Annotated in this window: 12 protein-coding genes; 3 read left to right on the forward strand and 9 right to left on the reverse strand. The window is 36.5% G+C overall.

Features of this window, described 5'->3' with window-relative positions; all coding sequences use genetic code 11:
* On the forward strand, positions 1 to 341 hold a 341-nt coding region (locus M3600_RS27260), incomplete at its 5' end, for a DUF3967 domain-containing protein (RefSeq protein ID WP_251648314.1).
* A 903-nt stretch (positions 342 to 1,244) separates the two neighbouring features.
* Here the strand turns inward: M3600_RS27260 and M3600_RS27265 are convergent.
* The 8 genes from M3600_RS27265 to M3600_RS27300 all read right to left on the reverse strand — a co-directional run bounded on the left by M3600_RS27265 (position 1,245) and on the right by M3600_RS27300 (position 9,699).
* Positions 1,245 to 2,102, reverse strand: a complete 858-nt coding sequence (locus M3600_RS27265) for a S8 family peptidase (protein WP_311315987.1) — start codon at positions 2,100 to 2,102, stop codon at positions 1,245 to 1,247.
* Between the two features lie 39 nt (positions 2,103 to 2,141).
* Entirely contained in the window at positions 2,142 to 2,858 is a 717-nt protein-coding gene (locus M3600_RS27270) for a hypothetical protein (RefSeq protein ID WP_251648316.1), read from the reverse strand.
* A 377-nt stretch (positions 2,859 to 3,235) separates the two neighbouring features.
* Positions 3,236 to 4,573, reverse strand: a complete 1,338-nt coding sequence (locus M3600_RS27275; RefSeq protein WP_029594550.1) for an ISL3 family transposase — start codon at positions 4,571 to 4,573, stop codon at positions 3,236 to 3,238.
* Positions 4,574 to 4,668: 95 nt separating this feature from the next.
* Entirely contained in the window at positions 4,669 to 6,048 is a 1,380-nt protein-coding gene (locus tag M3600_RS27280; RefSeq protein WP_082707470.1) for a DUF4346 domain-containing protein, read from the reverse strand.
* An 83-nt stretch (positions 6,049 to 6,131) separates the two neighbouring features.
* A complete protein-coding gene (locus tag M3600_RS27285; protein ID WP_251648318.1) occupies positions 6,132 to 8,048 on the reverse strand; it encodes a heavy metal translocating P-type ATPase in 1,917 nt (638 codons plus the stop codon).
* A 188-nt stretch (positions 8,049 to 8,236) separates the two neighbouring features.
* Entirely contained in the window at positions 8,237 to 8,446 is a 210-nt protein-coding gene (locus M3600_RS27290; protein WP_029594547.1) for a heavy-metal-associated domain-containing protein, read from the reverse strand.
* A gap of 271 nt (positions 8,447 to 8,717) precedes the next feature.
* The gene (locus M3600_RS27295; protein ID WP_051627660.1) at positions 8,718 to 9,044 is read right to left on the reverse strand and encodes an ArsR/SmtB family transcription factor; all 327 of its coding nucleotides are present in this window, start codon (positions 9,042 to 9,044) and stop codon (positions 8,718 to 8,720) included.
* A gap of 283 nt (positions 9,045 to 9,327) precedes the next feature.
* Positions 9,328 to 9,699, reverse strand: a complete 372-nt coding sequence (locus M3600_RS27300; RefSeq protein WP_251648320.1) for a hypothetical protein — start codon at positions 9,697 to 9,699, stop codon at positions 9,328 to 9,330.
* A gap of 333 nt (positions 9,700 to 10,032) precedes the next feature.
* Here M3600_RS27300 and M3600_RS27305 point away from each other — a divergent pair, with 333 nt between their 5' ends.
* Together M3600_RS27305 and M3600_RS27310 are read left to right on the forward strand one after the other, a co-directional pair.
* On the forward strand, positions 10,033 to 10,407 hold the full coding sequence (locus tag M3600_RS27305; protein WP_251648322.1) for a MobC family plasmid mobilization relaxosome protein: 375 nt from the start codon (positions 10,033 to 10,035) through the stop codon (positions 10,405 to 10,407).
* An 11-nt stretch (positions 10,408 to 10,418) separates the two neighbouring features.
* Positions 10,419 to 11,837, forward strand: coding sequence for a relaxase/mobilization nuclease domain-containing protein (locus M3600_RS27310; protein WP_251648324.1), 1,419 nt, complete (start codon positions 10,419 to 10,421; stop codon positions 11,835 to 11,837).
* A gap of 219 nt (positions 11,838 to 12,056) precedes the next feature.
* Here M3600_RS27310 and M3600_RS27315 read toward each other — a convergent pair whose 3' ends face one another.
* Entirely contained in the window at positions 12,057 to 12,854 is a 798-nt protein-coding gene (locus M3600_RS27315) for a helix-turn-helix domain-containing protein (RefSeq protein ID WP_251648326.1), read from the reverse strand.
* Between the last annotated feature and the right edge of the window lie 603 nt (positions 12,855 to 13,457).

Here is a 13,457-nt window from a genome sequence, read left to right on the forward strand (position 1 = left end):
ATAACGCCTCAAAGCTTGTTATAGATAGGTTTGGCAAGGGTGCGTTCGACACGAGAACGGATGTCGTTCTGGTCGAACAGGAAAAAGAAATTACACAATCAGATAGTGAAATTTTAACCACTCTACTAGAACACATTAGAACGCAAGAAGAATTTAACAGAGAACTGGTGCAGAGGTTAGATAAACAACAAAAATACATAGATGATCGATTAGAGCAAAGAGATCAAAAACTTATGGAATCGCTAAGAGAAAATCAAGAAGTTAAAAAGGCTTTACTGCAGATAGCTGCTGCCCAAGAGGAAAGTAAGAAAAGTTTTTTTAGTCGATTATTTAAAAGATAGTTGGATAATACCAATTGAGTATTAGAATTAAGAATTAATATTAGCAATGGATATTAATCAGGCAAGAAAACTTCTTAAAATAAATATAGATAAATAAATCCACTAACTTTTTAATTATTTTAAGTGATTTGTTCATATAATAAATAAAGGAAATCCGCAAAGCAGATCTCCTTTATTTTATTTCATCTTGTAAAATATCATAATAGCTTTTCTTTTCATTTTTTATCATATTTAGATATTTTACTATCTGACTGTTTTTAAGTTCAATCTGTTGAGTAACAGCATAATCTTTTACTAAGGCTACTTTGGAAGAAGGTGTAATTATGAAAAATATAATATTTTTGGCAAGTGTAATAATTGGAGTGCTTATTTTACTTGGATTAAGATATCCATTAAATCTAATAAATGATATAACTTTTCGTATCATTGGTATTATTTTATTAGTATCTGTACTACTTTTGAGATCTACATTAAAGATTTCTTTTTTTAAAGTATAAATATTAACTTTTATTAAAAAGGGGGATTCTAAAATCTCCCTTTTTTAATTTTCCTTTCTGATTTAAAAAACTAGTATAAAACTTTTATTTAAATATATAAGTAGTTAACATAATGCGTCTTATCCAAAGCAGCACCCCAAACAAAAGACGGAATTCGGCCATATTCGGGCAAATTCCGTCTTTTTGCATTTTGGGAAATAATGATTAAACTGACAAATAACCAAATACACATTCTCTCAAATGCTTGTATTTTCTTGCAAATACTCCCTAAACTTCTATTTGACAAATAATAAATATGATTATATTAAAAACCAAATATAAGCCTCTATACTGCCAGAGATTGAATCTTACACGCTACAGTTAGAAACGGCCAAAAAATAAAGGAGATCTGCTTGGCAGATCTCCTTTATTTTATTTCATTTTGTAAAATATCATAATAAGTGCTCTTATCATTTTTTATCATTTTTAGATATTTTACTATCTGACTATTTTTAAGATTAATATGTTGAGTAACAGCATAATCTTTCATTAAGGCAACATAGCCTGATATTAGGGCTGTAGCTTGAGAAGTACCTGAAGAATTAAAAATTTCATTATCAAGTCCTAATGTCTTAATATTCTCTCCGGGAGCATTTATAGTGGTCAATTCAGGTCCACTAGTCATTTCCATTGGTTTTAACTCCTTATCTAGAGCGCCTACAGAAATAACTTCTTGCATATTTGCTGGAAACATCAAATCTGTATCAGAATAATCTCCTGAAGAAGAGATAACTGTAATATTCTTTTCATTAGCTTTCTTAATAGCAGCAGCAACATTTTCATTATTTTTATAGCTGGCCACACTTAAATTAATAATAGTTACTTTTTTTTCAATTGCTAAACTAATAGCTTCTGCAATTTTTGCTGGTTTTATAGATTCATCTTCACCTAGAATCTTTATTGAAAGAATATCAGCATCCGGACTAATCCCAATAATTTGATCTTTGTATCCTTTGATAATTGAGTACATCATTGTTCCATGTCCATTTTTATCTAATACATCTTTATCAATTAAAGAAATATCATCCTTAGATTTTTGAGAAGAAGAAACCCCACTATCTATTAAAGCAATAGTTTGAGTTTTACCAGTAGAAATCTTATGTAACTTTGCATAATCTAGAACACTATATTGCCAACTTTCATTAACTGATTCAATAGTGTTAGTTTTCGACCTATCTAAAAAAAAATGACAAATAAAGATGCTATGACAGATAGACTTATTAATGAAACAAGTATTTTTTTCATTTACCTTTCCTCCTTAGAATCACTGACTCTTAACAGTGAAAACAAGAGCCCAAGTTAGATTTGCTACAATCCCTCTTTTATTTAAACTGTTTCTATATGAAACTTTGTTTTGTAATTGATATGCATATGCTGCGGTAAGACCGTTAGGTATTGCACCTACACCACCAAATACAGCACCCGCAACAACAGCTCCTGCTGCATTAGCATTACCCACTGAATTTAATTGAGAAGCCCATTTATTAGCATTAGCAGTACTTTTATATCTTTTTCTTCCCCACCAATAAGTTTTGTCGTATGTTGAACCTCCCTGTACATAAAAATCTTCATCATCACTTTCAATCAGAGATCCATCACTTAAAACTTCTAAATTACCATCTTCTACTTCACTATTAATTGTATCAATTCCATTCTCAAACATCTGTACTACGGACTCTTTAGTTAATGGTTGATTATATTCAATTCCTTGTTGTTCAGCTAAAGCGTTTAGATTATTAATATCTTCTTGATTAATATTTTCAAGAATAGTAGATTTGTCACCTAATTCTACACCTTCTTGATCGACTGAAACATCTTCTGAAATAGTATCAATGATACTATCTAAGCTTTCAGTACCTTCTGCAGTAGTTACCACATTGTCGTTTTCAGCAGCTTGGACATTTGTAAAACCTAATCCTAACTCAACGAATAATGATAAAGATAATAACAGACAGACAATGCTAACTTTTTTACTTTTCATAATAATCCTCCTGAAAATAATTTTTAACAGCATTACCATTATATGTTATAATTGTTATAAACAAAAGTTTTTTTAGGTATTTTCTCACATTTTTGGAAGAAGGTGTAATCATGAAAAATATGATATTTTTAGCAAGCGTAATAATTGGAGTGCTTATTTTACTCGGATTAAGATATCCATTGAATCTAATAAACGACATTACTTTTCGAATCATTAGTATTATTTTATTAGTATCCGTCCTACTTTTAAGATCTACATTAAAGATTTCTTTCTTTAAGGTTTAACTTTGATATTAAGAATAAAAAAGAAAAAAGTGGAAGGGAAACCCCTCGCCACTTTTTTCTTTTGGGTATTCGGATTTAATAGTGGAAAAGGGCTTATAGTTCGCCCTTCTCCAATTTCTCAATTAAGGTGGAAATGTCGACACCAAGAAGCTCGCCACGCTCACGTTCACGAACAACGCCAACGGGGAACATTTTCTCGAACATCGGATAGTTGTAGTCTCGAAGTTCGTAGTCATCCAAACGTTTCTGATACTTGGGTTTACGTTCCTTTTGAAGTCCTTCTGTAAAGAGTATTTTGGCTCGTAAAGCTTCGAAGGAGTAGCCCCTTCCTAAACGGTTTGTGACACGTATAAGGCTGTTCAGAGACTCCGTATAGGCGTTTGTAATGCGATGGTCGAAGTAGTTGAATATCTCTTCTTCCCAATTCGCCATAGCCTTTGTAAGAGGCTCAAAAGCGGATTGCAGTTCCTTTGGTATCTTGGCTTTCCAATCGTGGTATCTGAGGTACGCTTTCTGTCTGCTGTCGGTATCCCAAATATCGAAAAATGATTCCTTCAAGTCATAAGCAATACCGAGAGAGGGGTGATTCTTCGTCCATAGGTCAAGCGTTATCTTATCCATTTCCGTAAGCTCTTTATGGCGTTTCAAGAGGATAAAGCGGTCGTGCATAAGCCCGCGCCGTTCCTTCGGTGATAAGCCTTCTCTAAGCTGTTTGCGGATGGATTCTAAGGCTTGATTCGCCATACGGACAACGTGAAACTTATCGACGATGATAGTCGCCTTGGGCAGTACAGCTTTCACAGCGTCCTTATACGGTCGCCACATATCCATTGTGACGTATTGTATTCGTCCTCTGTTTGGAAGGCGTGAGAGGTAGCTTACAACCGTTTCCTTATTGCGATTGGGTAGAACGTCTAACAAGGTACGTTCCTCGATGTTGGTTAAAACGCATCTTGGCTTGATAATGTGAATTTCGTCTATTCCAAGCCAATTAGGTGTTTCAAATCGAAGCGTCTCTTCCAGGCGATTGATGTAATCACGAAAGATGTTCCGTATCGTCTTTTCGTTCAGCCCGACATCTTCTGAAATACTGACAAACGTGCGTTTAAGACTTTGCTTCTCGACGTAAGACAATAACCGTTTGGTGCAGTTTCGCTTCTCGTCTATGGTGTGTTCTAATCGTTCCCAAAAAGTTTGATTACATTCACGGCATTTATATCGCTGACGCTTTACAAGAAGCCCTACACGTTTTCCATGAATAGGCAGATCCATACAAAGATGGTCTCTGTTATCATGCTTATACAGATTTGCCACGCATCCACAATGTGGACAAAAAGAAGGTGGAGAGGCTGTCTCCACCTGGATCAGAAAGTCATGTTCATTTTCAGCAAATTGTTTGATATTGAAGTGGGGGAGGTTTAGAATCTCCATTGTGTCACCTTCTACATCTAGTAAGTTAGCTCTTTAAATACTAATCGTTTCTCGTATAACAGATTTTAAACTAATTGAATAATCGTTCTATTCATCTAGGAAACAACCGTTTGATTGAGGGCTTTACTTTTTGATAACGGTAAATCTTGCGTATAAGGCATATCGTAGGCAAGAGCTGTTTCAGCTTTCGCCAATTCTTTCCCCAGATATGCTGCGTGATCCAAACGAGAAAGCAAACCGCGCTTGATTGCTGTATTTGCAATATCACTGGCTAGTTTTCCTTCAATAACTTCATTCAGAGTCCCATCCAGGATGTAATGTTCACACCTAATTGATTTCTTATTTCGATCAAGAATAACTAGGAAAAATCCCTCTGGGTCATGAACCCACTCATCATTTTTAAGACGTTCTGCTTTCACTATTTTGGGTTCTTGAATTATCGGAAGAAGCATTACTGGGTCCCCATTTGGCTTGCCCTCATAAGCACGAACTACCTGATGCAATCGTTCGACATCTCGTGTTCCAATTTCATCAACGATTTTCACTCGTTGGCGAAAAATTTCGATCTCTTTCAAGGTAATATTCTTGAGCACCGGGCGAGGTCCAACTGCGCCTATAATCCGATACTTATCGTCTATCCCATTTTCTTTTAATGACAAAATGGCTTGCCCTGCTTGATGACCACGAGAGTCGCGCCCACATAGTATTAAGTGTGAAATATTGGGATTCGCGGTAACATTTCGAATCAAGCGTTCTATTCCTAGATTTTCTGTCGATAAGGTACCAACAATAGATATATGATTTAGTAATCCGGAACCTTGTATTTCGGACGGGAGATCTGTATCGGCTAAAGTACATATTGCAACAAAAGATGTATCATTTCCGACTAGATAATTTCCTTCTGCTATTGGCCATTTTTGTTCCTGCTGGGTCGAGGGGGAGGCCACATTGCTATCGTTGGGATCCACTGTTCCACAAACGGATTGTTTCTGAACTTCGGTTTTAAGTTCACAGCTGCAATTTGAGGGGTGCGTATTCTTCGATTTATTTTCATCACAACCACATGCTGTATTATTTACTTGTGGTTCACCTTCGCACGAATCGTCATCACACCCACACGCAGTACTGTTTACTTGGGGTTGACTTCCGCATGCATTGTCATTACAGCCACATGCAGCTCCATTGATTTCAATTTCATTCGATCCATTAATCAATGAACTAAAATGATTGTACGGCTTAATTGGGAAACAAACTTCACACCCAAGACAGTTATGTCTAACTTTGTTCCCTTCGTCAACCCACTGTTTTAAATCCAGTTGAACTTCTTTTGCAATCGGTTTATCTATATCTTCTAGATCTTGCTCAACGGCTGTCATCACGTCAAGTACACATTCACATCCTACACATTTAGGGATCTTTCGTATTGTGTCTAATTGTTTATGAATGCTTTTAATGCCTTCTGTTATGCCCATCATCAACTCTCCTTGTATGCTAATCAATTATTTTTGATTAGAATGCCAATCCATAGGTAAATCCTCACCAATGATAAAAAATTTCATCACTCGTTACCTATGGCATTGGCTTTATTCATCTGATACTTCCGGAGAACCATCGCATTTGCAATAACAACCAAGGCGCTTCCTTCGTTAAGAAGCAAACCTGTAGCCAGGCTCATCACTCCGGTCAAGGCTGTAACAATAAGGAGGGCTACAAGAGCTAATGAAAACCCGATATTTTGATGTATTTTCGCAACGGTCTTACGGCTAAGTTTGATCAGATAAACCAGTTGATCCAAATTATCCTGCATCAATGCGATATCAGCCGTTTCCAAAGCAACGTCTGTCCCTTGGACTCCCATCGCGATCCCCACATCGGCCTGAGCCAGTGCAGGCGCATCGTTTACACCGTCACCCACCATCGCAACAAGACCGTACTTCTTTTGCAGTTCTTTAATCGCTGTAATTTTATCTTCCGGCAGTAATTCTGCCCGTACCTCATCCACGCCAAGTTCCCGGCCAATGGCTTCACCAGTAAGCCGGTTATCGCCCGTAAGCATGACGATTCGTTTTACACCGGTAGTTTTCAGACGTTGAATCGCTTGTTTTGCGTTTTCTTTCGGTCGATCCGCTATCGCGATTAATCCAAGTACAAGATCAGCAGTTCCCAAAAGCGTGACGGTCTTTCCTTGTCCTTGAAGTGTTTCAATTTGTTTTAATTGATCTTGATTCAGTTTTACATTCAATTCGCTGAACAACCGGGGACTGCCGATATAGTATGTGGTTCTATTTATGCTGCCTTTAGCTCCCCGTCCGGTTAATGTGTCGAACTCTTCAACACCTGGAAGATTTATGTTTCTTTTTGAAGCTTCTTGAAGAATTGCCTCAGCCAAAGGGTGTTCAGAAAGTTTTTCAAGCGCACCGGCAATTCCCAGCAGTTTTTCTTTTGATAAATCGGAGACAGATACAATATCCGTTACCGAAGGCTTTCCGACGGTTAATGTACCCGTTTTATCAAATGCGACCACTTGGATGTGACTGGCCGTTTCCATATAGCTGCCGCCTTTTACCATAACCCCGTTTCGCGCCGCATTTCCTACACCAGTTACGACAGCTACTGGAACTGAAAGCACTAGAGAACAGGAGCATGAAACAACCAATACGATTAACGCTCTATATAGCCACGTGTCAAACGGTTGGCCAAAGAAAAGGGTTGGTATAACAACCATTAAAACGGCGATCACGAACATGATCGGCGTGTAGACTTCACCAAAGCGTTCACTGAAACGTTGTGCTTTTCCTTTATCTCCTTGTGCATTTGCCACTAATTCAATGATTTTTGACAAGGTGGTATCCTGCGCCAATTTCGTCACTTCAATTTCCAAAGCACCGCGGCCATTCATTGTGGAAGCATATACTTCATCGCCTGATATTTTTGCAACCGGAATGGATTCTCCTGTGATTGTCGATTGATCCGCTGTAGACGTACCGCTTACAACAACCCCATCTACTGGTATTTTCTCCCCTGGTCGGATCAGAACCCGATCGCCAATCTCGACTTCATCGGCTAGTATGCGAACTTCGCGGCCTTCCCGTAAAACGGTTGCTTCCCGGGGTGCCAGTTCCACAAGCGCTCGGACGGAATCCCTGGCTTTATTTACTGCATAAGCTTCCAACACTTCACCTAAGGAGAAGATGACCACAAGACCTGCGGCTTCTTCCCACAATCCCAGATAGATGGCCCCGATAACTCCGACAATAAGCAGAGTATTTATGGAAAGTTTTCTCCTTCTCAAGTCCATCCATGCACTCTTGGCTGGGTAAATACCCCCAATAATAATTGCAACACCATACAATGCAACAGCCCATATTTCCGGTAAACCTAGGAAAAGTTCTGAGATTAATGTAAAGACTGTTGTGATCCCTGAAATAATCAGCAATACCGTTCTTGGTTGTTTCCACCATTTTGACTTACTCATGTTGAGCCCTCCCTTTATCATTGTCTAATTTCAAGTCAAATCACTATTCATCAATTTTTTTGATTAGGAATTTATGTTTAATCAACTTTCCCTTTCTCCTAGGAAAATAAGCTTTCAATTATAACTGCAAGCCAAGTTTTTGATTACGCCAGGTAATCGCATATATATTAGGATCTCGGATCAATTTATTATTTAACGACTGGATGTCCGATTTTCTTTAAATTTTCCTCGATTTTTTCACGGGGCAATTGAGAATCATCATATGTGACGGTTAATTTCTCAGCAATAAAGTTTACCTCTGCTTTCTCAACCCCGTTTAGCTTCGCTACCGTTTTTTCGATATCCTTTGCACAGGAAGGACAATCCATACCACTTACTCGAAGAACTTCTTTCTTCATTTATTCCATTCCTCCTTAATTAAAGGTGTTTATCAACTTTTTTTGATTTGAATAACATAAGTAATTCCAATTTCATTCTAAAAGGCAAAAGATTACCTGGCATAACCAAAAACTTAATAATGCAGTAACAGTTGAACGGGTTTCATGAGTAACCGGGACATCGTAAGTTGTTAATCTAAGAATCCCCAATACAAGTCAGAGTATTATGACATCAAAAAAAATTGATGTGAATCTTAAAATAAAAAGCCAGCACCGAAACACTCGCTTTTTATCATTGGGACAAGGCATGAACCTGTTCCAATATTTTAGGATTTCGAAGGCTGTAATGACTCCATGAACCGTGGATTTCGCGATCGATAACTCCAGCGTCAAGCAATATTTTAAGGTGATACGATACTTTGGACTGGCTCAGGTCCAATAATTCTTCAAACTCACAGGTGCACAAATCAGATTGCTTTGAAAGCAAGTAAACCATTTTTAAACGAATTGGATCACTAAAAGCCTTTGTCACAGAAGCTATTCTTTGAATTGCCTCTTCTTGTGGAAGGGGCACATCACCTCGACGGACTCTTGGAATATCCGTTATGCATTGATCCAAGGCCCACACCCCCTAATCAATTTTTTTTGATATGTTTATGAATCCATAATACTCCTGTCGAAAACATAAGTCAACTCCGTCCTTGACCTCTAGTATATTCTTTATGCTTGCTGCATATAGAGGAAACCATCCGAAATGGAGATGTAAAATAATCACAGTTACTAATTGCAGTAACACAATCTAGCGCAAAAAAAAGTACGTTGATTTCAACTATTTAATCCGATTTTATACTTTAATATCTGTGCTTAACTTTTCACCATAAAATCCGAATAGCCTTTCTTTTTTATATGTTCCAGGAAAAGGTTTTTGGCTTCTTCGGTTTGTATTCGTCAGCTCGTGCGCAACCAACTTTTTTAGCGTTTGTTACATGAGCTTCAGTTCGTCCGAGACTGTTTCCCCCTTCATATTGTGCTTGTTTTTTTTCTGCAGTTCTCTCCTGCTGCGCTTGGGTTTCTTCCAATAATTCCTTTCGGACTTGTTCTTTCATCTTTGCTTCTATCTCTTCAAAATTATACGTTTTATATTTTTTAAATAGTTTTTTAACCGTTTTTTCTGCTTCCTTTTTCTCATACTCTGCTAATTCTCTTTTCGCTTCTTCCATGGCTAATTGTGCTAATCGTAATTTTTCATGAGGTGTTTTTGCTTTTCTAGGCATCTATATCTCTCCTTACTTATTCTATAAAAACTAATCTCTCAGATTTTCTTGAAAATTATCTTTTTCCTTAGCAATATATAAGTCAATTCTATGTGTTTTTTTCTATAAGAAAAACTATAGCAAGGAAACAAAGTTACCGTAAGTGCTTTTGTATATTTCTTTTGATTTCCAACTTTTTATAGGGGGATTGGGGGAACCCCAACAAGCTTCTTTTTGGTAAAGATGCGCAGCATTTTGAGCCAAAATGATATGCTTGCAAAAGTTTTGTTTTTGACCGTATACTGTTGGTATCGATACTTTTGTTAGTTTTCTAGATTGGGAGGATATAGGTAGATGGAGAAACGAATTAAAAGGGTACAATTTCGTCTTTATGATGAAGAAGTGGATATTGCAGAACAGATGGAAAAGGAATATCAATGGACTTCCAATCATCTTGCAAAATTCGTCTTTTTAAATATGCAGGAACCACAGTCAAAAGAAGATAGAAATCATTTAAAGGAAATGAACAGACAAGTAGGAGCAATCGGGAACAACGTAAATCAGATCGCCAGAAAAATAAATGCAACAGACATGTTTCTACCTAGTGAAAAAGAAGAACTCATGACTTTATTAAAAGAAATTAGAAATAACACACGGATCCTGGCAGAAAAAAAGCCACTGGAAGACGATGTAGAGGATATTACATATAAATTGAAAGCGAATAGGTAAGGGAGAAAGAAATGCCAATATTTGAAGCATTAAAAGGCAGTTCCAATGCCAATGAAACCATTAATTACTGTGAAAAAGAAATCATTCTAGATCCAGAAACAGGACAACAAAGAAATAAATGTATTCTAAAAGCAGGGGTAAATTGTGATATTGCTGATATAAGGGAAGACTTCGCAGAAACACGTCATTACTTTGATAAAACGGACGGTAGGCAAGCCATGCACTTTGTCCTTTCTTTTCACCCTAAAGAGCTTCCTAACACGCCTGATAACTACGAGAAGTGTTTAGAAATAGGGATGAATTTAGCAGCTCAAATTGGCAAAGGACATGAATCTGGTTGTTTTGTTCACTCCGATCAAGAGCACCTACATTGTCATATCGTCACAAACTCAGTTAATTATGAAAACGGACGGAAATTCCATATGGAAAAAAATAAAGACTTAGTTTTATTTCGTCATATCTCTGATCAAATATGCAAGGAGCATGGAATTGAACCACTAGAAACATACAAAGGAGAACATGTTCAAGAAAAGAATGCAGAAAAAAGAATTAAAGCTCGTGGCGGTGTTACTTGGAAGGGTGAAATAAGAGAAGCCATTTCTTATGCAAAAGAACGAGCAACCAACCTGGAACAGTACAAAGAGCTCCTGGCAGAAAAAGGCGTAGAAATGTACCAACGGGGAGAAAAGACAACCGGATACATTCATATAGCTCGAAGAGATGCAGGAGAAAGGCTCTTCAAATTAAGAGACAGAAACAAAGCTTTAGATGATGGTTATCATTTAGAAGACATCCTAAAAAGCATGACCCGAAATAAACTGCTACAGCAAGCCAAAGGGTCAGGTACCAAAGAAAAGACACTGTCCGATCCTGGAGCGAATAAACAGCAAAAATCTATTCCACTGGATATTCCATCTATCCAGGATATTTCTACTAATGCCTTTGAAGAAACGGTTCAAAATGCACAAGAGAAGAAAGAATCTATAAAAGATTCGACGGCAGCTGAACTGAAAAACACCAAAGATGAGGCGCAGCGTATAGAAATTAAAAGGGCAGAAAAATTTAAGCTACAGCAAGCTGAACTGGATAAACAAATCGAGCTTAGAAATCAGGATTTTACGGAAGAAATGTTCCAGTTATTGCGTAAAAACTTCCCAAATTCCACGTCAAAAGAGTTGGAAAAAACACCAAAAGAAACGAGTTTTTATTTTGGTGGAGCCACCAAAAAACTATATAAAGTCAGCTATGAATTAGATTTCAAAGGAATCAGTATTAGCAGAAAAACTGATACTGGCACCTATGAAGAACAAGCCTTTACTCCGATTCAAGATGCTACTTCCAGAAAAAAAGTGATTTCCAAAATTCAAACAGTGGCCAAAAAACAGGACGAAATGTATAGACAAAACACTCAATTTCAACGTACTCTTTAAACGACTAGCTGATTAAGAACCTCGTACTAATGATGTCGGGGTTCTTTTTCTATAATAAAACCAAAAAGAAAATAGTGTTTTTTATTATAGAAACTAACCAATAATACTCATCAGACCTTCATATTCGCTTTTTAAGAGCCTTGTTTTTCTGAAGACATATAAAAATAAAGGTATAAAGAAAGTCGGCTTAAACATCCTTGAAATGCGTTCAAAAAACATTTAACTTTCCAGCCAATTGTAGAAAGATGCTTTTGGAACTGGTTTGACCAGCATATCTTTAACGTTCTCATATAATTCATTGTGTGCTTGTTGTTTGGCTGCTATTTGACGATTATTTTCAGCATATAGAGCCTGCCATTCTAATTTTGTAACAATTTTATCTATGTAACTGGAAAGATATTTAATTTTAGTACCTTTTTCTATAGAATCATTCACTCTATTAACTACATATTCAATAATCTTATTAGGAGTAGGATTACTTATATAATTATTACTTTCTTGTTTTTTATGTATTATAAAGGTGGGATTACTTTTCTCTTTCTCATCCTTACTGCCAGAAGGGATTTCGTCGTTTTCTGTTTCGCAGTCTGCATCACAATTTAACGTGTTTAGTCCTAAAAAATCAACCCAGTATTCGAAGTATGGATGATTCACAAATAAGTAAATTGGCTTGCCTCGGCCATTACATTTTCTTGCACGTTTATGAATCTTTACTACTTGTCCAAGTTCCAAAAGTTCTTTAAGTCGATATTGAACGGTTCTTTCGCTAATTTTATGCCTTTTAGATAGATATTTATCGCTTGCATAAAAGAATCCTAATTCCGTACTGAAGAAACAGATCATATCAAAAGTCTGTCTCGTTCCATCTTTTAATCGATACCATTTATCCCCGATAGCATCCTGGATAGAGTCTAATAAGGCATACTTTACTTTTTTCTGCTCTTCTTTGTTTTTGGTATATGGTTTGTAAGACATCATTTCATTAAATTGTTGGGATTCTACAAATACAGTTTTCATTATAATTCTCCTTTTTCGGAACAAAAAAAGACACTGTTATCCCATAAAACAAAGGGGAAACAGTGTCTTTTATCAAAAGTTATCGAAAAAAGGAAACTTTTTTTCCTTGAATAAACGTGTTTTATACACTAAAATGATTGGTATATAATACTTAACGTTATATGTTCCAAGGACTTCGACAAGTGTTTCCCTAGGGTAGTAGGGAGACGGTTAAAGGGTACGCCAATACCACTTTAACAGTTGGAGTTCTTTTTCATTATCCGGTCTTATTTAGTTACCTGTAATTTTAACCCTATCAATTTAATCTAGCAATACTAATTTACTAGATTATATTTGAAATTGATAAAATAAATAAAAAGAAAAAGCATAGGAGACAATCCTATGCTTTTCATATTTTAAATAAAATGTAATTTGTACTCTTAGGAAGTAGTGTTCGAAAAGAATGGGTATGATTTTATAAGGAACGATAAGAAGAATGATGTTTATATAGAAATACTTTATAGTTATTAAAGTATTTCAAAACTTAGTGAACCAAAGGAATATACAACTAAATAACGCCTCAAAGCTTGTTATAGATAGGTTTGGCAAGGGTGCGTTCGACAC

The organism is Niallia sp. MER 6, from assembly GCF_023714395.1.
Taxonomy (GTDB): domain Bacteria; phylum Bacillota; class Bacilli; order Bacillales; family Cytobacillaceae; genus Niallia.

Bases quoted from the DNA above. Each gene is read 5' to 3' on its own strand.
- M3600_RS27270 (WP_251648316.1), bottom strand. From the start codon at position 2,858: ATGAAAAGTAAAAAAGTTAGCATTGTCTGTCTGTTATTATCTTTATCA.
- M3600_RS27275 (WP_029594550.1), bottom strand. From the start codon at position 4,573: ATGGAGATTCTAAACCTCCCCCACTTCAATATCAAACAATTTGCTGAA.
- M3600_RS27280 (WP_082707470.1), bottom strand. From the start codon at position 6,048: ATGATGGGCATAACAGAAGGCATTAAAAGCATTCATAAACAATTAGAC.
- M3600_RS27285 (WP_251648318.1), bottom strand. From the start codon at position 8,048: ATGAGTAAGTCAAAATGGTGGAAACAACCAAGAACGGTATTGCTGATT.
- M3600_RS27290 (WP_029594547.1), bottom strand. From the start codon at position 8,446: ATGAAGAAAGAAGTTCTTCGAGTAAGTGGTATGGATTGTCCTTCCTGT.
- M3600_RS27300 (WP_251648320.1), bottom strand. From the start codon at position 9,699: ATGCCTAGAAAAGCAAAAACACCTCATGAAAAATTACGATTAGCACAA.
- M3600_RS27305 (WP_251648322.1), top strand. From the start codon at position 10,033: ATGGAGAAACGAATTAAAAGGGTACAATTTCGTCTTTATGATGAAGAA.
- M3600_RS27310 (WP_251648324.1), top strand. From the start codon at position 10,419: ATGCCAATATTTGAAGCATTAAAAGGCAGTTCCAATGCCAATGAAACC.
- M3600_RS27315 (WP_251648326.1), bottom strand. From the start codon at position 12,854: ATGAAAACTGTATTTGTAGAATCCCAACAATTTAATGAAATGATGTCT.